20 protein-coding genes are annotated in these 23,160 nt (G+C 36.5%); 2 read left to right on the top strand and 18 right to left on the bottom strand.

The genetic code is table 11. The features are described 5' to 3' along the window. Positions 1-113: 113 nt before the first annotated feature. The 8 genes from ACFO7M_RS04650 to dprA form a co-directional block, all read right to left on the bottom strand. Positions 114-2,849, bottom strand: coding sequence for a M4 family metallopeptidase (locus ACFO7M_RS04650; protein ID WP_379734299.1), 2,736 nt, complete (start codon positions 2,847-2,849; stop codon positions 114-116). Between the two features lie 268 nt (positions 2,850-3,117). Beyond that, positions 3,118-3,774 (bottom strand): CoA transferase subunit B, encoded by a 657-nt coding sequence (locus ACFO7M_RS04645; protein ID WP_379717603.1) that lies wholly within the window; start codon positions 3,772-3,774, stop codon positions 3,118-3,120. Positions 3,775-3,776: 2 nt separating this feature from the next. Further along, on the bottom strand, positions 3,777-4,478 hold the full coding sequence (locus ACFO7M_RS04640; protein ID WP_379734298.1) for a CoA transferase subunit A: 702 nt from the start codon (positions 4,476-4,478) through the stop codon (positions 3,777-3,779). Positions 4,479-4,579: 101 nt separating this feature from the next. Continuing rightward, positions 4,580-6,910, bottom strand: a complete 2,331-nt coding sequence (locus tag ACFO7M_RS04635) for a penicillin-binding protein 1A (RefSeq protein WP_379734296.1) — start codon at positions 6,908-6,910, stop codon at positions 4,580-4,582. A 1-nt stretch (position 6,911) separates the two neighbouring features. Then, positions 6,912-7,412 (bottom strand): gliding motility lipoprotein GldH, encoded by a 501-nt coding sequence (locus ACFO7M_RS04630; protein WP_379717609.1) that lies wholly within the window; start codon positions 7,410-7,412, stop codon positions 6,912-6,914. Beyond that, the gene (locus tag ACFO7M_RS04625; protein WP_379717611.1) at positions 7,387-8,634 is read right to left on the bottom strand and encodes a PSP1 domain-containing protein; all 1,248 of its coding nucleotides are present in this window, start codon (positions 8,632-8,634) and stop codon (positions 7,387-7,389) included. The genes ACFO7M_RS04630 and ACFO7M_RS04625 overlap by 26 nt, the downstream gene beginning before the upstream one ends. A gap of 161 nt (positions 8,635-8,795) precedes the next feature. Continuing rightward, complete coding sequence (locus ACFO7M_RS04620) at positions 8,796-10,163, bottom strand: rhodanese-related sulfurtransferase (protein WP_379717613.1); 1,368 nt, start codon at positions 10,161-10,163, stop codon at positions 8,796-8,798. Between the two features lie 74 nt (positions 10,164-10,237). Then, complete coding sequence (dprA, locus tag ACFO7M_RS04615) at positions 10,238-11,341, bottom strand: DNA-processing protein DprA (protein WP_379734294.1); 1,104 nt, start codon at positions 11,339-11,341, stop codon at positions 10,238-10,240. A 101-nt stretch (positions 11,342-11,442) separates the two neighbouring features. Here dprA and ACFO7M_RS04610 point away from each other — a divergent pair, with 101 nt between their 5' ends. Together ACFO7M_RS04610 and ACFO7M_RS04605 are read left to right on the top strand one after the other, a co-directional pair. After that, positions 11,443-12,378 carry an SPOR domain-containing protein gene (locus tag ACFO7M_RS04610; protein ID WP_379734292.1) on the top strand — a complete coding sequence of 312 codons (936 nt, stop codon included), beginning with the start codon at positions 11,443-11,445 and terminating at the stop codon, positions 12,376-12,378. Positions 12,379-12,457: 79 nt separating this feature from the next. Beyond that, a complete protein-coding gene (locus tag ACFO7M_RS04605; protein ID WP_379734290.1) occupies positions 12,458-12,970 on the top strand; it encodes an acyl-CoA thioesterase in 513 nt (170 codons plus the stop codon). Between the two features lie 37 nt (positions 12,971-13,007). Here ACFO7M_RS04605 and ACFO7M_RS04600 read toward each other — a convergent pair whose 3' ends face one another. The 10 genes from ACFO7M_RS04600 to ACFO7M_RS04555 all read right to left on the bottom strand — a co-directional run bounded on the left by ACFO7M_RS04600 (position 13,008) and on the right by ACFO7M_RS04555 (position 23,128). After that, positions 13,008-14,222 carry a murein hydrolase activator EnvC family protein gene (locus ACFO7M_RS04600; RefSeq protein WP_379717621.1) on the bottom strand — a complete coding sequence of 405 codons (1,215 nt, stop codon included), beginning with the start codon at positions 14,220-14,222 and terminating at the stop codon, positions 13,008-13,010. A gap of 14 nt (positions 14,223-14,236) precedes the next feature. After that, the gene (locus ACFO7M_RS04595; protein ID WP_379734288.1) at positions 14,237-15,016 is read right to left on the bottom strand and encodes a DUF4292 domain-containing protein; all 780 of its coding nucleotides are present in this window, start codon (positions 15,014-15,016) and stop codon (positions 14,237-14,239) included. Positions 15,017-15,021: 5 nt separating this feature from the next. Continuing rightward, on the bottom strand, positions 15,022-16,302 hold the full coding sequence (locus ACFO7M_RS04590; RefSeq protein WP_379734286.1) for a tetratricopeptide repeat protein: 1,281 nt from the start codon (positions 16,300-16,302) through the stop codon (positions 15,022-15,024). Between the two features lie 66 nt (positions 16,303-16,368). Then, positions 16,369-17,382, bottom strand: coding sequence for a sugar phosphate nucleotidyltransferase (locus tag ACFO7M_RS04585; protein WP_379734284.1), 1,014 nt, complete (start codon positions 17,380-17,382; stop codon positions 16,369-16,371). Positions 17,383-17,435: 53 nt separating this feature from the next. After that, entirely contained in the window at positions 17,436-17,870 is a 435-nt protein-coding gene (gene dut, locus ACFO7M_RS04580; RefSeq protein ID WP_379717629.1) for a dUTP diphosphatase, read from the bottom strand. 169 nt (positions 17,871-18,039) lie between these two features. Further along, on the bottom strand, positions 18,040-19,488 hold the full coding sequence (locus ACFO7M_RS04575) for a lipopolysaccharide biosynthesis protein (protein WP_379717631.1): 1,449 nt from the start codon (positions 19,486-19,488) through the stop codon (positions 18,040-18,042). 26 nt (positions 19,489-19,514) lie between these two features. Next, positions 19,515-19,994, bottom strand: a complete 480-nt coding sequence (locus ACFO7M_RS04570; RefSeq protein ID WP_379717633.1) for a hypothetical protein — start codon at positions 19,992-19,994, stop codon at positions 19,515-19,517. Positions 19,995-19,996: 2 nt separating this feature from the next. Then, positions 19,997-21,511 (bottom strand): AAA family ATPase, encoded by a 1,515-nt coding sequence (locus ACFO7M_RS04565; RefSeq protein ID WP_379734282.1) that lies wholly within the window; start codon positions 21,509-21,511, stop codon positions 19,997-19,999. Between the two features lie 11 nt (positions 21,512-21,522). Beyond that, the gene (locus tag ACFO7M_RS04560) at positions 21,523-22,353 is read right to left on the bottom strand and encodes an ATP-binding cassette domain-containing protein (RefSeq protein ID WP_379734280.1); all 831 of its coding nucleotides are present in this window, start codon (positions 22,351-22,353) and stop codon (positions 21,523-21,525) included. A gap of 4 nt (positions 22,354-22,357) precedes the next feature. Further along, positions 22,358-23,128: an ABC transporter permease gene (locus ACFO7M_RS04555; protein WP_379717639.1), complete on the bottom strand. Its 771-nt coding sequence runs from the start codon at positions 23,126-23,128 to the stop codon at positions 22,358-22,360. Positions 23,129-23,160: the final 32 nt, after the last annotated feature.

Raw genomic sequence — 23,160 nt, 5'->3', positions numbered from 1 at the left:
TTTTAAATTTTTAGTATCGCTTTTAAAACATTTGAAATTGTTCAAAAACCTAGATATGTAAAGAGGCCGATTGCTCAGCCTCTTTCCAGTTAGATTAGTTTAATTTATTTGATTTACTTTTTTGCGAATTTTTTAGTAATCGCTTTTTGACCATCATTCACTTCTACAATGTACAATCCAGAAGCTAAGTCAGCCACATTAATTTCTTGTTGTGTTACTTTTCCTGTTTTCAAAGATTGTCCCATAAGGTTGTAAATTTGATAAGAAACACTACGGTTATCTATCATTCTAATGTTCAAAGTATTTTCTGTTGGGTTTGGATACATATCGAAATCGAACACGTTAGATTCTTCTGCGATTGTAGTATCACCCGTTACAGTTGTAATAGCAGAAGCGCCAATATTTACTGTATAATCTTCCACTTCTCCATAAGAAAACGTTTCACAAGCCGTTGAAGTAGAACCGTATTTCATTTGAACTCTCATTCTTGTATTTCCAGCCGAAGCAGTGGTTGGTACTGTGAAAGTTGATGATAAGTTGCCGCTACTTGAAGAAGAACCTGCTACTACTTTTTCTGAAGTTTCAAACGTACCGTTTTTGTTGTAATCGATCCAGATTGACCAGTATTCTGTATAAGCAGATCCTGTAAATCCTGCGCTGAAAACAATAGTATTGGATCCGTAAGGTAAATTCGCTACTAAGCTTGTAAAGTTACCGTAACCAGCATTTGCACCGGTAGTATTCGTCATTCCGTTAAGAGCAACATAATCGATATATTCATCGACTACACTGTTTCCTTTGGATGCACAGTAGGTTGTAGTTCCTCCAGCTAAAGTCGTTACATTCACCGCGTTACTAGCTGCAGATAAATTGCCTGCTGCGTCTTTTGCTCTAACTGTGAAAGTATAAGCCGTTGAAGCTGTTAACCCAGCAACAGTAGCTGAATTCGAAGTAGAAGTCGTAACTAAAGTTGCCCCATTATAGATGTTATAACCTGTAACTCCAACATTATCTGTAGAAGCTGTCCAAGTCAAGTTTGTAGAAGATGAAGTTGTTCCTGAAGCTGCTAAATTTGTAGGTGTTGTTGGTACAGTAGTATCTGTTCCTCCACCAGAATAAGCAGCACCTACACCTACAGCATGCCATGCATTTGTAGTAGCGATTACTTCCGCAGAACCGGCACCGTATAATTCTGTAGCCGATTGTATAGAATATGTTCTTGCGTTCGCGAAAGTTGAATTGGCAGACAAATAATTTGCTTCTGTTCGGTACGCGATTTTAGCAGCTTTATCAACAGAGATACCTGTTACATTGAAAGCATTCCCTAAATCATTTGTTCCCGATTTACCTACTGACAAAATGTAGAACCAGTGATTAAGCACCCCTGAATTCGTGTGCACTCCACAATAGTCGTTGGATTGTGTTGGTGTACAATTAGGGTTAATCCAATACGTTCCACCATACGTGTCCGGTTGTCCTTCAGCATTTGGGTTACTCATTGAACGCAATGCCACATGTCCTGATCTCATTTCGATATCTTCACCAATTAACCAAGGTTGTTTTGTTGGTGCAGCAAAGAACTCAACACAAGCTGCCCAGATATCTGAGAAACCTTCGTTCATTGCACCTGATTCTTTTTGGTAGGCTAGATTAGCCGTGTAAGTACATACAGCATGTCCGATTTCGTGTGCAGCAACGTCTAGAGACGTTAAAGCGTTAAAACCTCCTGTTCCACTTCCGTCACCGTAGGTCATACGAGAACCATCCCAATACGCATTGTTATAGTTGCTGCTATAGTGAACATAACTGTTAATCTTTGCACCTGCGTTATTATAACTATTTCTAGAATGCACGGTACTAAAATAATCGTACGTTTTTTCGGCACCCCAATGTGCGTCTAGTGCAGCATTGTCTTTATTGGTGTTATTAAACTCCGCAGCAGTCCAGTTGTTATCTACATCCGTAAAGTTTACTGCTGAAGAATAATTGGTTCCTTTTTTCATGTTATACGTTTGCATACCACCACCTCTTGTATTATCCTGAAGGATATACGAAGAACCACTCAATAGCGTTTGGATAGTTTGTGTACCGCTGTAACGTGTTGCTGCATTGGCTGCAACGAACATTGAAGGTGTTTTGAATAGGTTAACATCATTGTTATTGTTAGGTACTAAATTCTTACCATGACTATGTTCGCCTAAGTGCTTAATGGTTGCATTATAGAATAAGATTTGTCCGTTTTTAGCATCAACATAAACATCACCTCTACTTACCGGAGCGGTAGCATAAATGTCAAATTTATAGGCTAGTTTTACTTCATTATCACTAACGGGTAGCAATACCAATTCCCCTTTTGGTTTTTCATAATTCAGTTTTGAAGCTTCTTCCTTATTATCCCAAAGGTATTTTTTAGCTTTGATCTGTGACAATGCTCTATTCAATGCTGCATCTGCAGAAAGCGAAGGTTGTACATCGATATTTCCAATCGTGTAGTACTCACCTGACATTGCAGTAACTCTGCCATTTTTAGCGTGAAGCGTGTAATTGGCAAATTCTACTTTAATACCTTGGTGAAACAATTGAAATTTTTCGTGGGTGTAACCCAATTCGTCAGTGTTTGACTTAATCTTTGAGAAGTTTTGGTTGTTTTTTAAACCCAATTGGCTTTTGAACAGCGATTGAGAATCTGAGGTTTTGAAGCCTGCATTTTCATTAAATGTTATGAAACCAGGAGTTCCATTTCCATTTTTTTCAATTTTGCTTACATTTTTGTCTGTTTGAGCAAACGACGACAATGTAAACAACGACAATGCAGTCAGCGAGGCTAAACCGCGTAGTTGTTTTTTCATAATTTGGTTGGTTTTTTGGTTGGTTAATAATTTGTTTATTTTTATCAAAATCGCAGTGTTTATGCAGAATTATTAACATTAATAAAAACCGAGCGTAACACTTACAAATTTTGAATATTCTTAACAATATTTGGTTTTATATCGTTAAAAAACAAAAATATGTTAAAGTATTGAAATAAAAATATGGTAAAACCATATTTTTTGTTAATGTCATAACAAAAAAGGGTCGTGCAATGCACGACCCTTTTACTTATTTTTTAATAATTATTTAAAATACCATTTCAGGAATTTCCCCTTCTATAATCAGGTTTGCTTCGGTAGCTTTGATGATTTCGTCTACTGAAACACCAGGTGCTCTTTCCAATAATTTGAAGCCTTTGTCTGTAATTTCCAAAACAGCCAATTCAGTAACCACTTTCTTCACACAACCTACTCCGGTTAGTGGTAAAGTACACTTTTTCAGAATTTTAGATTCTCCTGCTTTATTGACGTGCATCATGGCTACAATAATATTTTCGGCAGAAGCTACTAAATCCATAGCGCCTCCCATACCTTTTACCATTTTTCCTGGGATTTTCCAGTTGGCTATATCTCCATTTTCAGAAACTTCCATAGCGCCTAAAATAGTTAGATCAACCTTTTGCGCGCGAATCATTCCGAAACTGAATGCAGAGTCAAAAAAACTTGCGCCTGGTAATGTAGTAATAGTTTGCTTTCCGGCATTAATTACATCTGCATCTTCTTCTCCTGCGAAAGGAAATGGTCCCATTCCCAGAACTCCGTTTTCAGATTGAAATTCAACCGAAATATCTTCTCGAACATAATTGGCTACTAAAGTAGGTATACCGATACCCAGATTCACATAGTATCCATCTTTAACTTCTTTTGCGATTCTTTTTGCGATTTCTTCTTTACCTAATGCCATGATTAACTTTTATGTCTTACCGTACGTTGTTCGATTCTTTTTTCAAATTTCTCACCTTGGAAAATACGATTGATCATAATCCCTGGAATGTGAATTTGGTTTGGATCCAATGTACCCGCCGGCACTAATTCTTCTACTTCGGCGATAGTAATTTTAGCAGCTCCTGCCATACAAGCGTTGAAGTTACGTGCGGTTCCTTTAAAGATTAAATTTCCTGCTTCGTCCCCTTTCCAAGCTTTTACGATTGAAAAATCAGCTTGATATGCTAATTCCATCACATGCATTTTTCCGTTAAATTCACGAGTTTCTTTTCCTTCAGCCACTTCGGTACCAAAACCTGCCGGAGTAAAAAAAGCGGGGATTCCGGCTTGAGCGGCGCGGCATTTCTCTGCTAAAGTTCCTTGAGGTGTTAATTCCACTTCCAATTCTCCGGACAACATTTGTCTTTCAAATTCGGCATTTTCACCCACATAAGAAGAGATCATTTTTTTAATTTGACGCTTTTGCAATAATAAACCCAATCCAAAATCGTCTACACCTGCATTGTTCGAAATACAAGTCAAATTCGTTACATTTTTAGTTACCAATTCGGCAATACTATTTTCAGGAATTCCACAAAGACCAAAACCACCTAGCATGATGGTTTGTCCGTCTTTAATATCGTGCAAAGCCTCTTTAACGTTGTTTACTTTTCTGTTAATCATTAGTTTGTTGTTTTAGCCCAGATGGAAGCGGCATCCTTTTATTGCTTTAACAAATGGCAATAAAAGATACAGCGTACAGCTGGAAAAGCTTCAAGTACAATTTAATTAATTTTAAATTCGTCTGTATTATTTTCATCTTCTGGTTTAACCGCAATAGAATCATTGGCGATAGAGTCACTAACCGTTCTTTTCGGAGCAACATAACAATCCACTTTGATTGATAAATCTTTTGGTTTTTCGAAACCTTCTTTCGATACATTCAAAGTAGGATCACCATAGCATTTTTTCATGAACAAAGCCCAAATTGGCAAAGCCATGGTAGCACCCTGTCCGGATGCCAATGTTCTGAAATGCGCCGAACGGTCTTCGTTACCTACCCAGACACCTGTTGCCAAATTAGGTACCATTCCGATAAACCAACCGTCGGATTGATTTTGAGTTGTTCCTGTTTTACCGGCAATAGGATTATCAAACATGTACGGATAACCCGTTACTCTATTGTATTTCCATCCTCCTCCTTGTGTTCTCAAACGATCACCGGAACCGGATTCGGTTACTCCTTCCATCAATTTGATAACCGCATACGCAACATCTTTACTCAATACGTCTTTGGATTCTAATTTTGGTTCAAAAATGACGTTACCGTTTTTGTCTTCGATTTTCGTAATTACCTGTGGTTTCAAATAAATTCCCTGGTTGGCAAACGAACTGAAAGCGGCCACTAAATCTCTCACGGTCATATCTACCGCTCCTAAAGCAATCGAAGGTTGAGAAGGAATATCCGTTTCAACTCCCAATTTCTTCACTAAATCAATCACCGCATCCGGTCCCGTTCTATCAATTAATTTTGCTGAAACCGTGTTCACCGAATTGGCTAAAGCTTTTTTCAATGTCATCATTCCTCGATATTTATGGTCAGAGTTTCTCGGTTCCCAATCTTCCGTTACATTATGTCTACCTTTGCGAATCATAAAAGGACCATCCACAATAGTATCACATGGTGACATCCCTAATTGTTCGATAGCTGTCGCATACACAAACGGTTTGAAAGTTGAACCCACTTGTCTTGCACCTAAACCAACGTGGTCGTACTGGAAATAACGATAATCAATACCTCCAACCCACGCTTTAACGAAACCGGTTTGCGGTTCCATTGCCATTAATCCCGGTTGTAAAAAATGTTTATAGTAACGAATAGAATCGTACGGTGTCATGATGGTATCTCTATCTCCTTTCCAAGTGAAAACGGTCATTTTCGTTTTGATGTAGAATGATTTTTTAATCTCCTCTTCATCTTTTCCATTTTCCGACAAAATTCTCCAACGCTCTGTATTACGCATGGATCGTTCCATAATTTTATCGATGTCTGTTTGTTGGATATTCACGAACGGTGCCGTTTTATTTTTCTTCATTTCCGTAAAAAATTCTTCCTGCAGATTTGCCAAGTGTTCTTTCGCAGCTTCTTCGGCATACAATTGCATTCTAGAATCGATGGTAGTATAGATTTTTAAACCGTCAGAATAGATATTATAATCAGAACCGTCTTCTTTTTTATTTTCCAATACCCATTTTTTCATGTAATCTCGAAGGTATTCACGGAAATAAGTAGCTGTTCCTTCGTTGTATTTTTCTGGAGTAAATGTTAATTTAATGGGTTTCGCCTGAAAATTTTCTTTTTGGCTTGCCGTCAAGAAATTGTTCTTTTCCATTTGTTTCAATACCACATTGCGTCGAAGTCTTACTTTTTCTTCACGACGAAGAGGGTTAAACAAAGAAGGGTTTTTAAGCATTCCGACCAGCATGGCTGCTTCATCAACAGTTAAATCTTTCGGTTCCTTAGCAAAATATACTTTGGAAGCCGATCGGATACCAACAGCCGTATTGATAAAATCGGCTCTGTTTAGGTACATTGCAATGATTTCATTTTTGGTATACTGACGTTCTAAACGAATAGCAATAATCCATTCTTTCGCTTTTTGAACGATACGAAATGGTAAAAATCGGGAACCTTCACCGTGAAACAATAACTTAGCCAACTGTTGAGTTAACGTACTTGCACCTCCGCTTGTACCGATACTCAAAACCGCTCGCATTGTTCCTCTTCCGTCGATTCCTGAGTGTTCATAAAAACGTTCGTCTTCGGTTGCAACCAAAGCTTTTACCAAATGTGGAGGCAAGTCTTCGTACTTGATTGGTGTTCTGTTTTCGTTAAAAAACTTTCCGATAGTAACTCCATCGGACGAGATGATTTCGGTAGCTAAATTTGATTCCGGGTTTTCCAACTCTGAGAAAGAAGGCATAGGACCAAAAAGTCCCCAAGAAGCAAAAAGGAAAAACAATAAAATTCCTCCAAATCCCATGAAGAAAAATTTCCAGAATTTTTTCACGTAAGGTGAATAGTCTGGTTTGCTAGTTTTTGTTTTTTGTGTCATCCTATTTCTTTTGTAATGATTCTATTCTAAAACCTATTTCTGTAATTCCATTCAAACGTTCCACACCTTTAACCTTTCCGGTTTGTCTTACAGCTTGTTGAATGGATACTTTGTATTTTCCGTCTTCAGGGAAAGACATATTTTCTTTGTACCAAAGTTTATTTTCTTTAATATCTGACCAACCTTCACCCATAAGTGTTCCATCAGCATTAGCCATTTGATACTCCAAAGTGTCCACTTTTATTTTTCCTTTGGGCTGTTCCATTTTCACAATCAAGAATAGATTACTAAACTCATAATCGTTATTATTTCTTACATTAAGAAACAAGTTTACAGGAATATTTGACGCTTTTTGCTCAAAATCAAATGTAATAATACTGTCTTTATGCCATCCATCTTCGATTGTTTTGTATTCATCAAAGACCTGACTTTCATCACATGACACCAACATCAATGCGGAGAAAAAAAACAGCAGGCTACTTTTTAGGATTCTTCTTGTCATTTCTAAATTTAGAACGGTTTGGTTTATTCTCTTTTTTCTCACCACCAGCTTGTGCAACCGGTTGTTGTTGCTCTTTATTTTGGTTTTGCTGAGGGCGACGTTTTTTATTGTTGTTTTTATTTTTCTTTTTAGGCTGATCAAAACGGGTTAAACTATCCTGACCCATTGCATTCTGGAACGTTTTTTCCACTTCCGGTTTATCGGCCTCAATTGCATAATCTTCTAACGCAGAAACTTTCGTTTTCTGTTTGTTCAATGCCATAATTTCTTTTACATGTTCTGCTTTCAATACATGCCATTGAGAGAAATTATCAACATAAGAGAACCACATTAACCCTTTGAAAATATCTATTTTCTGGCATACTGCTTCTCCTTTATCCGTATATAACTTCGTGTCCATATCCGGAAGATGCTTTAAAGCATCCATATACGTATCCAATTCATAATTCAGACAGCATTTTAATTTACCACACTGTCCCGCTAATTTTTGAGGATTTAGCGACAATTGTTGGTAACGTGCCGCAGAAGTATTCACGCTTCTGAAATCGGTCAACCAAGTAGAACAACACAATTCTCGTCCGCAAGAACCAACACCACCCAAACGAGAAGCTTCCTGACGGAAACCTACCTGTTTCATTTCGATACGGATTTTAAATTCGCTTGCGTAATCTTTAATTAATTGGCGAAAATCGACACGGTCATTGGCTGTATAATAGAACGTTGCTTTTGAGGCATCACCTTGAAATTCGATATCCGAAATTTTCATTTCCAATTTCAATGCAATTGCCAATTCACGAGCACGAACTTTCATTGGCTCTTCTCTATCGCGTGCTTCGCTCCAAATATCGATGTCTTTTTGTGATGCTTTACGATACACTTTAGGAACTTCGCCTTCGTGATTTACCCCCTTTTTCTTCATCTGAACCTTAACCAATTCTCCGGTTAAAGTAACAATACCTACATCGTGTCCTGGAGATGCTTCAGTGGCAACAATATCACCAATGCTAAGGGTCAGCTTTTCTGAATTTCTGTAGAATTCTTTTCTCCCGTTTTTGAAACGCACTTCCACACAATCAAAAGGCTCTTGACCTCCTGGAAGGCTCATATTAGAAAGCCAATCAAAAACAGTTAATTTATTGCAGCTATCGGTACCGCAAGTCCCATTATTTTTACACCCCTTTGGCGCTCCGCCAGTCGAGGTTGAACAACTATTACATGCCATAATTTTATATATATTGATCGTTCCATTGTAACATGAAACTACTATTGCCAAATTACTATTAGAGGGTAAAGATACATATTTTAAATTCCAAAAAAGAAATCCCAAATACCAATTTTTACATTTTGGGATTTGGGATTTAAAATCGGTAAATTTTAAAAAATTTATTCGATGATCTTGAATAGTTTGTCAGAAAGACGTACCCTAAAAGGCACTTCAAAGGTAATTTTATCATTTACAGTTCCTTTTGTACCTTCTGAACCATTTACACGCAATTTGGAAATTACCAATTCTTGGTTACCTGTTGTTGGGCCAGAAATCAAAATTGTATTACCCACCTCAATTTCACCATTGGTAATTAAAAACTGTGCAACATTGGCTTTTACGAAGAAATGTTCCGCTTTTCCAACGAGCGTTTTTTTAATTTTTATTTTCTGACGGATATTTCTTGGTTTTTCTTCACCGGTCGCTTTAGCTAATGGAATTGCAGAAAGCTCACCTGATTTTTTAAACACTAACGAATCCGATTTACCTTTTCTGAAAATTTTATTACCAACTTGAATTCCTCTTCTTTTCTTCACCTGCTCAGCCAAAGGCAAATGCGTTGTTTCTAAACAATCGGATGAACAACAGTTTTCCATTTTATCTGCACATTCATCACATTGAATGAATAACAAATGGCAACCATCATTAGCACAATTCGTATGGGTATCACAAGGCTTACCACATTGATGGCATTGCGCGATAATATCATCTGTAATTCTTTCTCCTAATCGATGATCGAATACGAAATTCTTACCAATGAATTTACTTTCTAGTCCTTCTTCTTTAATTTGCTTGGCGTAATTTATAATACCGCCTTCTAGTTGGTATACATTTTTAAAGCCTTGGTGCTTGAAATAGGCAGAAGCTTTTTCACAACGAATACCGCCGGTACAATACATCACCAAATTTTTATCTTCTTTGAAATCTTTCAATTGATCATTGATGATTGGGAGTGATTCGCGGAAGGTCTCCACATCGGGAGTAATTGCTCCTCTGAAATGACCTACTTCACTTTCGTAATGATTTCTGAAATCCACTACAATTGTATTGGGATCATCCAAAATGGCATTGAAATCTTTTGCATTCAGATGCACTCCTTTGTTTGTTACATCAAAAGTTGCGTCATTTAACCCATCGGCAACAATTTTATGGCGAACTTTAACTGTTAATTTCAAAAATGAATGATCATCTTGTTCCACAGCAACATTCAATCGAATACCTTTCATAAAATCATAGGCTTCCAAAGTTTCACGGAAAGCTTCGAAATTTTCAGCCGGAACCGACATTTGCGCATTGATACCTTCTTTGGCCACATAAGTTCGGCCTAAAGCATCTAGCTTATTCCATTCAATAAATAAATCGTCTCTGAATTTTTGAGGATTTTCAATGTTTGCATACGCATAGAAAGACAACGTAAGGCGTTGTTGACCAGCCTGATCAATCAGTTCTTTTCTTTCTTCTGCGCTTAAGGTGTTATACAGTTGCATGCTATAAACGTTAAGTGAGAAATTAATAAATACAAACCCTAGATGGAAGGATTCCGATGCAAAGGTATTGCTTTTTATATAATTTCAAAATCTTTCCCAGGCAAAGGCCTCAACACTCCTTTCAATTCCATATTTAACAGAATAGAAGAAAGTCTAAAGACTGGAATTCCACATTCGATGGCGATTGTATCCAAGTGCGCCTTACTTTGTTTTTGTAGATAATTATAAATACTTTGTTCATCACCATCTAACGAAACAAACAACTGTTTTTGAATCGCTTTTTGAGTTGATTTTTTAATATCCCAATTCAGGTGATAAATCAAATCACAGGCATTTGTTAAAGTTTGTGCTTTATTGTTTTTAATTAGTTCGTTACATCCCTGACTGTATTTATCGGTGGTACGGCCTGGTACGGCAAACACATCACGATTATAGTCATTAGCCATGGTAGCAGTAAGTAATGAGCCTCCTTTTTCAGCACTTTCAATCACAACAGTCGCTTCAGACATTCCGGCTACGATACGATTTCGTCTGACAAAATTCTCTCGATCCGGATTGGAAGTACTCCAAAATTCGGTTATAAAGCCTCCATTTTCTTCCATTTTGGCCATATACTTTTTATGTACTTTCGGATAAATCTGATTGAGACCGTGTGCTAAAACACCAATTGTTTGTAGTTTATTTTCCATCGCCGATTGATGTGCAATAATATCAACACCATAAGCAAACCCGCTAACGATAATAGGATTCAGTGGTGCTAAATCAGCAATAAGTTTTTTACAAAATTCGGCACCATAAGAAGTCACCTTTCGAGTTCCTACGAGACTAATTATTTTTCGATTATTCAGATTGATGTTTCCTGCCGTGAAGAGTAAAACAGGAGCGTCAAAACAATGTTTGAGTCTTTCTGGGTACAGCGCTTCCTGATAATGTAAAACCTGAATGTTTTGTTGTTGTATGAATTGCAATTCTGCTTCCGCTAGTTGCAAGTAAGTGTTCTTTTGAAGACCTTTACTAAGTAAAGGTCCGATACCGTCAATTTTTGCCAACTCCTTAGGTTTGGCTTTGAAGACTTCTTCTGCTGAACCCAAATGCTGTAGTAACTTTTTTGCGGTGACATCACCGATCCCTTCTACCTTTAATAAGGCTAAGGCATATAATAAATCTTGTTGTAACATGGCGTATAAAAATAGAATCACAAAATAAACGAAATTTAAATTGTTAATAACATTTGTTGATAAAATTTTTATTTCGTCTTGTATTCTTTATTTTTGTTGCTATGAATATCTCACAATACATTTCTCAGTTATTGTACCGTTATCAATGTGTAACGGTTCCGGGTTTTGGTGCTTTTTTAACCGAAACCATATCTGCAAACATACAGGAAAGTAATCACACCTTTTTCCCACCGAAAAAAGTTATTGCTTTTAATGCGAATATAAAAAGTAACGATGGCTTATTAGCCAATCACATTGCTCAAGTTGAAAAAACCACCTATGCGGAAGCTCTTGGTAAAGTTAAAACCGAAGTTGCAGAATGGAATATCAAATTAGAGAATCGCGATTATTTGATTTTCAAAGGCATTGGACTTTTGAAATTAAATCCTGAAAACAACATTGTCTTTGAAGCTTCTAGTCATGTGAACTATCTTACCGATGCATTCGGATTAAGTTCGTTTGTTTCTCCGGTAGTTAAGCGTGAAGAATTGAAGAAAGTTATTGATGCTTCAGTTGAAGAAAAGCCAACAATTGAATTGATCCAAGAGCGAAAGATTAGCCGTCCTTATTTACGATATGCGGCAATGTTTGTTCTCTCTTTGGGAGGCGCCGGATTTGGTTACGCCACTTACATCAACCAACAGGAACAAACCGAAACCATGATAGTTCAGGCAGAGGTTCAAAAAGAATTGAAAAACAAAATACAGGAAGCTACATTTTTTATTAGCAATCCTATTACTGAGGCAACAATCAACCCGAACTTGAATTACGATTTTCACATTGTTTCCGGTTCTTTCAGAAATAAGAAAAATGCAGAAAACGCGATGAACTTACTAATTCAAAAAGGGTATCAGGCATCGGTTTTAGCAAGAAATGAAGATGATTTATTTTCTGTATTGTATGGAACGTATTCATCTCAAGTTGAGGCTGACGAAGCATTATTGAAAATCCAAAGTGAAGAAAACAAAGACGCTTGGATTCTCCTGGAAGAAAAATAATACACGCAAAGCCTTTCACTACTGAAAGGCTTTTTTATTTACAAAACATCATAACTTAGTACCTTTATAAAAAATTAACATGCAAACTAAATTCCCTTCAGAATCCTTAACGGTTTTAACCGATTTGGTTTTACCTAGTGAGACCAATCCTTTGAATAACTTATTTGGTGGCGAACTATTAGCCAGAATGGATAGAGCTGCAAGTATTGCTGCACGTCGTCATTCCCGTCGCATCACCGTCACTGCATCTGTAAATCACGTTGCTTTTAACAGAGCCATTCCATTAGGAAGTGTAGTCACTGTAGAAGCGAAAGTCTCTAGAAGTTTCAAGTCATCAATGGAAATTTATATTGATGTTTGGATTGAAGACCGTGAGTCTGGCAGTAAAACCAAGGCGAATGAAGCCATTTATACGTTTGTAGCTGTTGATGAAACGGGACGCCCTGTAGAAGTCCCACAAATTGTACCTGAAACCGATGAAGAAAAAGCGCGTTTCGATGCTGCATTACGCAGAAAACAATTGAGTTTGGTTTTGGCCGGGAAAATGAAACCTGACGAAGCTACAGAATTGAAAGCATTATTTACTTCTTAATTACAATAAAAAAAGTCCCGAATTCGGGACTTTTTTATTACATATTGATAATCCAGGATTGTGGATTTAATTTGGTCGTATTTTGGTAAATCAAGAATTTCAAAACCGATTTTCCTGCTGATTGATTGTAGAAGATTTCTCCTAATGCTTGTTTGGTTGTCACCTTGCTTCCTTTACTTACAAACACTTTTCCAATGTTAGAATAGGTAGTGGTATAATCCCCGTGACGAATCATTATTGTAGCTGTACCGTTTGGTGCCATTTGCACATCACTGACTTCACCGTTGAAGACTGCACGTGCTTTAGCTCCTCTTTCAGAAGAAACTTCAATACCACTACTTTCAATCATAATGGAAGGTTCTAATGGGTGTGGTTGACGACCAAAACGTTTGGTTAATGCTCCCTTTTCTACTGGCCAAGGTAAACGGCCTCGATTGGCTTTAAAATCATTCGCTAGCTCTTTGGCTTCCGGTGTTAATACGAAAGTAGTAGTATTGGTGGTATTACCCGCCTTCTTGTTGGCAGCGGCAATTGCTTCACGAATCAATCTTTCGATTTGACGTTCGATTGCCTTCGCTTCTTTTTGTTTTTTACGTATGTCAGCAATGATTTTATTCTTATCTTTTTTAATAGAATTCAGTTCTCTTTGCTGTTCTTGACGTTGTTTTTCTAATTCTTTCTTCTCTTGTTCGCTTTCGGCAATAAGTTTTTCCTTTTCTTTCTTTTGAATTGATAGCTTATTATTGAATCTCTCCAACTCTAAAGTTTTGGCTTTAATTTCTTCTCCTTGCACTTTACGGAAACTTGAATATTGCTTCATGTATTGAAAACGCTTGTAGGCCTGCAAAAAATTATCAGAAGACAAGATGAACATGGCTTTACTTTGTTCCGATCGGCTTTTATAAGACTTCACGATATTCTTCGAATAGTCTTCTTTCAATACCACCAATTCCTTTTTAAGATTATTTACCTTCACTTGATTGATGTACATACTATTACCCAAAACCTTTTTTTGCTTTTCGGTAGTATTAATCAATTTTTGTTGCAAACCGATTTTCACATTTTGCTGTTCCACCACTTTTACGGCCGACTTTTCTTTTTTCTTCTGTGTTTGCAATAATTTTTCCTGCTGACGGATTTCTTCTTGCAATCGCGCTTTTTGCTCTTCAAGTTTGCGTTGTCTTTCTTCTTCTTGTGCAACTGAAGAAGTTATCGTAAACAAAGCGAAAAGGAGTATAAAATATTTTGACATTCGGTGTTATTTGACTATTTGATGATTACTTGTTCATATCCATTGGGTACATTGTACACAAAATTCAAATCTTCATTGAATTTTGCATCTTTGTATTCGACACCAATAGAAGTAGTTTGATTGTTCTGCATTGCAAAAATAGCAACTTCTTGTGGTAAAACACTTTCTGGGAACGATTTATACTCTGAATAATTCACCAACATTTTACGTTCTGGTGTCAATTGTTTGATTTCTTGCTTTTTGATGGTAAAAGTGTCGGGGTTAAACACAAACGATTTTATGAAATTTCCAGTAGTAACTTCATCCAATCGTGGTGCGCTTTCCTCCTGAACCACATCATATTTTGCCTTTGATAAATCATCTATTGCTTGTCCGATGAGCATGTTCTGCACCTTTTGAAAGTCTAAATCGGTTCCAAGCCATTGGCTTAACATTTTATAATCTCCTTCAAAATAGGTATTTCTTGCTTTTTCGTAGTATTTTACCTGAGTAGGCGTTATTAAAGCCTTTGCTCCTGTAATACCAAAAAACTTGACTGTCACCAAAATCATTTCGTCCTTTTTGATGCGGATATCAGCCGCAACGTTCATTGATTGTTTTGGACTTACGTAACTAACATTAGCATTTATCAATAGTGTTTTAAAATTACGATTAACGGCATAATGGTTTGAAATGATATTTTTTACCGTTTCATTCGACACTGTGGTTTCGACATCCACAGGAACTACTAAATTCTGTTTGGGTTTACAAGAAACCACTGCTAGCAAAAGCAGTATAGGAATTATTTTTTGCATTCTTTTTATTTCTTTTTAAGACGATTGGCCCTCAGGGCGTATTCATCACTTTTTTTACTATCTCCCGATGCTTTAAACACATCTGATAAAACCTGACAAAAATCAGTTTCTAGTGCTACATTGTCTACTACATAATCTATGCCTGTTTCCAAAAAGTCGATAGCTTTTTTATAATTTTTTTGTTTACTGGAAGCCTTTCCAGCGAAATAATAATATTCGGGCTGATTTGGATAGGTGTCTACCAATTCTGATGCCTTTTTAAACATACTTTCAAAATTAGCGACCTCTTCGTACGAAGCTAATAAGAAAATATTGGCTTCTATATCGCTATTGTTTGTTACAAATGATTTCTCTAAATATTGCGTTGCTTTTGACCAATCTTTTCTTTTGTAATAAAATTTCCCCAGTTCTTTGTAAACATTCACATCGGTGTCGTTTTCAAAATAGGTTGCGATTTTTGTCAATTGATTTTCGAAAGTTGGGTTTTTCGTTGTAAAAATCAGAAATTCATTAAACATTCTGAATTTTATTTTCTTGTCAATTTTTCTACCATCCAAAACTTTCAACAAAGATCCTAAAGCTTCATTTCCTTTGTTTTCATTGATATGGTATTTGAACAGGAATACTTGCGCCCATTCTGAATTGGGAATATTTTGTTCCAACTTTTGGGTAATCTGCCTCGCCTTTTCCTCTTGATTATTCTCCGAGTATTTGTAAATTAAAGAAATGTAATTTTCCTCATTTAGCGGATTTTGCTCTATGGCTTTTTCGAGGTCACTTTTTCCAGTACTGTTGTTTAACGCTTGTGCATTAATTTCCAATCGATAGCGATCACGAACTTCCGTTTTACCGAATGCTTCGTCTAATTCGTTGATTAAAACCAAGGCTTTATCGTATTGTCGCGTGTACATGTAAAGTGACAATAAATCTTCCTTGTAGTTTTTATCTAGTGGAATAATTTTTTGAAGTGTTAAAATTCCCTGATTGTAATTTTTAGTTTCATAATACACTTCGTACAAATCGATCCAAAACCATTTGTTATTGGGTTCCATTTGCGTAGCTTTAATCAGCGCATTTTCAGCTTCAATAAAATTCTTTTGGTAGCTATAGTTTTTTCCTAATTCATGATAAATTACCGAATTATTGGGTTGCAATTTCAAGCATTTTTCCAGAGCAGCAATTGCTTTGTCGTAATTTTCGATGCCTTTTTGTTTGAGCGATTCATAATAGGCTTCTTGAAAATCATCTTCCGCTAATGCAATTTCATCCGGTTCGGTTTGGGCCATAGCGACAGTTGAGATGCAAAACATCCCAAAAGCTAACGCAATATTTACCAACCCCTTTTTCACCATTTATTCTAAAACGGAGTAATCTCCGATACTGATACTTTTAAAATCACCATCAAATGTTGCATGATTCCCTATCATCGCATTGTCTAATTTTGCATTACGGATATGCGCATGAGTTTGCACCAAACTATTTTGAATTTTCACATTCGTTAGATGACTTGCTTTTCCTAATGACACATTCGGTCCTACTGTTGAATTAATTAAAATTACATCTTCCCCAATGAAACATGGCGGAATGATGGTAGAATTCTCAATACGAACAGTATCGGCTATTAAATTTTCCTCTCCGTCATGTTGTAGAAAATTCAGCATACGCGAATTGGTTTCCACCGTAACATTCTTGTTACCACAATCCATCCATTCCTCTACTTTACCTGGCACAAATTTCATGCCTTTTTGTTTCATGTTCTCCAAACCGTCGGTTAATTGGTATTCTCCACCTTTTACTACATTGTTGTCTAACAGGAATTGCAACTCACTTCTTAGCGTTTCTCCTGATTTGAAATAATAGATTCCGATGATAGCTAAATCCGAAACAAATTCCTTTGGTTTTTCGACAAAATCCACTATTTCATTCGCATCGTTTAATTGTACCACTCCGAAAGCACTTGGATCTTCTACTTGTTTTACCCAAATCACACTATCTGCTGAAGTATCTAACGTAAAATCGGCTCTAAAAAGTGTGTCGGCATACGCCACAACGATTGGTCCTTCCATAGATTCTTTCGCACAAAGAATAGCATGTGCCGTTCCTAAAGGTTCATTTTGGTAATAAATGCTACCTTTCGCACCTAATTTTTCTGCAATGGCAATTAATTCTTGTGGTACTTTATCACCAAAATCTTTATGAATAATGAAGGCAATTTCGTCTATTTTATGATCGATTACTTTTGCGATATCTTCAACCAATCGGTGCACAATAGGTTTTCCGGCAATTGGGATTAACGGTTTTGGAACGGTTAATGTATGTGGGCGAAGACGTGAGCCACGGCCTGCCATAGGGACGATTATTTTCATATTTATTGAATGATTGAATGATTAAAAAAATCTTTTAATCGATGTATTATTATTTATTTTACTCCTGTACTTCCGAAGCCACCTTCACCACGATTGGTTTCGGTTAATTCATTTACTTCGATCCATTCGGCGCGCTCGTGTTTGGCGATGACAAGCTGTGCAATGCGCTCGCCATTTTCCACTACAAAAGCTTCGTTGGATAAATTTACTAAAATTACACCAATTTCGCCTCTATAATCGGCATCGACAGTACCGGGAGAATTCAATACCGTGATTCCTTTTTTGAATGCCAATCCACTTCTCGGACGAACCTGAGCTTCATAGCCGATGGGTAACTCGATAAATAATCCTGTTTTAACCAACGCGCGTTCCAATGGTTTTAGTGTAATGGGCGCTTCTATATTGGCACGAAGATCCATTCCTGCAGAAGCATTGGTTTCGTAATTGGGTAATAGATGCTGTGATTTATTAATGATTTTGATTTGCATATTCTTAGTTTCTTTGTGGCTAGCCGTGATGGTAGCGAAAAGCCTTTTGAAATTACTGTTGTTGTTTTCCCGTACTGAAAAAGCGACCGAAGGAAGCACTTTTTAGGACAATGGAAAACCAACAGGAATACAAAAGCTTGTAGCGTACAGCGCGATCAGCTCCTGAAAATTATTTTCGTTTTACTATTTTTAAAATGGTTTCTTTTTCGTTTCGATAAATATAATAACCAAAAATTACTAAAGCAAATATCCCGAAGATATAGCTTTCTCTAAATTTAGGAACATAAAATGACAAGGCCGAAAGAAAAATGGAGAGCCCAAGATAAGCAACAATTTTTTCTTTATCGTAAGGAATCGGGTATTTTTTCTGACCCAGAAAATACGAAATAAACATCATACTTCCGTAAGCCACAATAGTCGCGATTGCGGAACCATAATAACTCATTGAACGAACCAACAAATAGTTAAGCACTAACGTGAGAATTGCACCAATTATAGAAATAATAGCGCCAATATGTGTTTTATTGATGAGTTTGTACCACACCGAAAGATTGGTGTAAATGCCTAAAAAGAAATTGGCTATAATAATTAACGGAACTACATTCATAGCATCCCAATAGTTGCTATTGGGAACTAAAAGCAATTTCAACAGATCAATGAAAACGATGACAAACAGCAAAATGAATGAGCCCGAAATTACGAAATACTTAGTGATGGTGGCGTACGTCTGTGAAGCGTTTTCCTTATCAGCATGGCTGAAGAAAAAAGGTTCGATTCCCAGTGTATAGGCTGTGCGGAACAATACCATGAACATTCCCAGTTTATAACAGGCAGAATAAGCACCGATATCGGCTTTGGGAACATTTAATTTTTCCAATAAGATTTTATCAAAATGCTCGTTGATGGCGAAACCGATTCCGGCAATCAGGATAGGCAATCCGTAGCGCATCATTTTTTTCCAAAGTGCAAAATCGAAATGCCAATTGATTTTAAAATAGTTGTTTGATACTACCACAAAAGTGAACAAACTGGCCAACAAATTCGAAACGAAAATGTAACCGACTTGAAAATTTTCAAAATAGATGGTACTTAAAAGATTGTCTTTAGACAACTTTGGCAAAATCATCAAGAAGAAAATATTCAATCCGAAGTTAATCCCAACGTTGGCGATTTTGATTATCGCGTATTTCATGGGTTTGCTTTCGGCTCTTAATTTTGAAAACGGAATGATGACCAAGGCATCCAACACTAAAATCCAAATGGTATACGTAATGTATTCGGTTTTCACATTGATCCAATCAGCGATGGTTTCCCTATATATTAAACTTGAAAACAGAAAAATAAGAGACGACCAGAACAGTGATATGGTGGATGTAGCAATAACATTTTTTTTATCTTCTTCCAGATTGTAAAACCGAAAGAAAGCGGTTTCCATTCCGTAGGATAAGATGACATTGAAAAAAACCAGGTAAGCGAAAATAATGGAAACATCCGCAAACTCCGTTTTTGGTAATGCATGCACATACAACGGATTAAGCATGAAGCTTATCATTCTTGGCAAAACGGTTGCCAAACCATAAATCAGTGTTTGTTTGAAAAGGCTTTTATAAACGCTCAAAGTGAATTTATTTGCAACAAAAATAATTAATTTCTTGGTCGTACTGAAGGATACGCTAGCATTTCTTTTCTGGTAACATTTTTGATTTTGTAGTGTTTGAGTTTCCCTTTTTGCGTAAATTCTAAAACAGCTTCATCATCAGAAATAGGAATTGGTGCTTCAATCTTCTTTACTTCGACAGGTGGAGCATCAGAAACTAGCTCTTCATTGTTATGCAGATTAGCTGTTCCGTGAAAAGCAATAACGTATTGTGTTTCACTATTTTTTTGGACAACGGCTTTTTTTCCTCTGAAATAGACTTGATTCAAAATAATATCGGTAGGTAATTCCTGTTCAAATTCCAGATGAAAATTGGTGCCAGAACCTCCCCCACGAACTCCTGCAACCCAGTTTTGAAAATAGACTTCTTTAATTTTAACTGGGAATGTGCTTGTTTCCTGATACGCTAACTTATTACAACAACTAAGCTGTAACAGTAACAGTAATATTATATTTAGTACTTTCATAACTACTCATTTTTAGAAAAGAAAAATACATCTTCTACAGTTTCTTTTGGTTCAGGGATGTCTTCATCGGTCAAAGCGCGCAATACATCTCTAGTTATATTTTTAATCTGTATTACCCTGTTCGCTTGATTTTGTACACATTTTTCGAATAAATTTCGAACCACACGAGCATTTCCAAAACTTTCATCTCGTTTATCGTATAACAATTCGAACGTTTCTTTTACTTTATCTATTGCATCTTCCGTTAAAACAAAATCCAATTTTTGGCATGAAGCTTCAAATATGGCATACAATTGCTGTGGCTTAAAATGTTCAAAATGGAAATACCTATTAAATCGTGAACGCAAACCTGGATTCGACTCAATAAAAAGTTGCATCGGTTCTGTATAGCCAGCTACAACTACTGCCAAATTATCCCGATTGTCTTCCATTCGTTTCAGGATGGTATTCACTGCTTCAGCACCGTAATCACTTTGCATGGCATTTTGATTCAGTGCATAAGCTTCATCCACAAACAAAACACCTCCTATACTTTCATCGACTACTTTGTCTGTTTTAATAGCGGTTTGTCCCACATACCCAGCAATCAATCCTTCCCTATCCGTCTCATACAATTGACCATTGGATAAAAACCCTAGTAATTTAAAGATACGACTCAATAATCGAGCCACAGTGGTTTTACCTGTTCCTGGAGGGCCGAGAAAAACGGTATGTAAGGCAATGTCAATATTTTGTAATCCGGCTTCTTTTCTTTTCTTCTGAATTTCTAGCAAATTAATCAGTTCCTTGATATCCGCTTTCACTTCTTCAAGACCAATTAAAGCTTCGAGTTCGGCCATGACTTTTTCCAGTGAATCATTTTCGGGAGGCAAGCTGATTGCTGTATTTACAGGTTGTTTTAATTCTTGATTCTCCACTATTTTTTGGATTTTCGATTGAACTTCAGTTGAAGATCCAAAAACCAATTGGCCCACACTTTCATAATGTTTTTTTGCTTCTTCCAATTTTATATTCTTTGCATTGGTTAAAGCTTCAATCACAAAATTTTGCGTCTCTTTTGTAGTGGAAGCAATTTTACAACCCAACAACAATTTTTGAATATTGTGTTTGAAATCTGGGGAAACTGCTAATCGGTTCAGTGTATTGATAGCTGCTTCGTCTACAAATTTTTCGTTTCGCAATACATCATAAAAATACGCCAAAGAAAACCATTGTTTCTCGGTCAATTCTTTTTGATATTCGATCAATGTGATGATATCGGAAAGGAAAAAGTGTTCGGCTTTATACAATCCTGTTTGATTTGCCTCTTTATGAACCAACGCATTGCTCTGCTGAACAAACTGAGCATCTTTATTGAGCTCTTTACAAAAAGTAAGCAGTTTAGACGACGCTTCTTTTAATGCTACGATATCTTCTTTCTTGATAATCATTTGTCCGGATTCGACTTGTCCTTCAATATTGTTTTTGAGTGAAAGCAAGTATTCCTGTAAAATTGTTATTGGATTTTGGTTTTTCAAGGCAGTGTGAATTAAGATTCCATCATTTGATGAACGATTTCTTTGTATAATTTACGGTGATCGTCTCCGTACTCTTTCCAAGCTAATCCTTTTTCTCTCAAATCGTAATGTGCGATAATCGAACCATATTTTTGTTTGGATCCGTTTACTGTGGGATGACCGATAACATATATAACTTGTGCCATTTCTATAGCCAATTCGATATCATGTGTTGAAAACAATACCGTATTAAATTCTGATTCGTCACACAACAAATCGAACGATTTTTTTACTTCTTGAATGTTCCCGATATCCAAACCTGAAAAAGGTTCATCCATAACAATAAATTTATCCGAAGAAAACAATTGCTCAATGATAGCGGTTCGTTGTCTTTGTCCGCCGGAAAGTTCATTTGGGTATTTGTCTTCACATGTTTCCAAACCCCATTTCTGGATATGATCGTTGATTTTTTTGTCTTTTTCTGTTTTGGAAAGTGTACTTTTTCGTAAGGCAAATTCGAGAGTTTGTCGTACCGTTTTATGACGGAATAAGGTATATTTCTGATCTACAAAACCGATATCTCCTTCTTTAACTGGTTTGGCTGCATTGGGTTCATTACTTTCAAAATCTTTAATCAAGATTTTTCCAGTTTCGGGATGAACCAGTCCGGTAAGTGCTTTAAAAAAAGTCGATTTACCTCGACCTGATCTTCCTACGACTGCAATAATTTGCCCGGTTTGATCCTTATCCTTGCGAACTACATCTTTTTCAATTAAACTAATGTCTTTGATAATTGTAACACCATCATACGCTACGCTTAAGTTCTCTACATAAAGTAAAGTGTCTTTAAAATGAAATTCCATCAGTTTATATTTTTGAGTATCTAAAAATTGATTTACGTAAGAAATTTATTCCCCAATCTAAAAAGAGACCGATTAATAAAATAATAATTTGCAAGGCGATGATACGTCCGTGATTCATGAATTTATCCGAGTTTTTGATTAGGAATCCCAAGCCACCGGAAGCCACAACGATGGATTCTACGGTTACTAACATCATCCAAGTAATCGCCAGATTTTGACGGATTACATCGATAACATGATCTACTCTTCCCAAAATAATTACCTGCCACAAGACTTCCCATCTTGAGCATTTTAATGTTTTGGCATGGTCGAATTCTTCTTGTGGTATCGCTGAAATTACGGCAATCAATGAGGTAGTTAAAAACGTTGTCAAGAAAATAACCATGATCCAAATTTGCATATTACGTGCTTCATGAATAACCATCGTGATATAAAATGATAATCCGGTGAACGGCAAGAAACGAAGTTTGGTCACAAACTCAGCGATTGGTTTCAGAATCGGAATCGGAAACGAATAAGCAAAGATCATGGATAAGATGACTGCCAAAAAAATAGACAGAAAACACAATTTCAACGAATTAAAAATGTGTACTACCAAACCTTCATTATACAATTCTGAAAAACCCTTAAATACTTGTGCCGGTGAAGGAAACAAATGTTTTTCACCCATGGTTCCTAGAAACCAAATTGCTAATAATGCAATAATCCATACCGCTAAAATAATTGTTTTATTGGCTTTGGAAATTTTCTCGAAAGGCGTAATTAATTTTATCATAAGAGTAAAAAGGCTACCCCGAAGAATAGCCT

The organism is Flavobacterium sp. GCM10023249 (assembly GCF_042653365.1).
Taxonomy (GTDB): domain Bacteria; phylum Bacteroidota; class Bacteroidia; order Flavobacteriales; family Flavobacteriaceae; genus Flavobacterium.
Note: the sequence above shows the minus strand (reverse complement) of the source record. Positions and strands in the feature narration are given on the sequence as shown.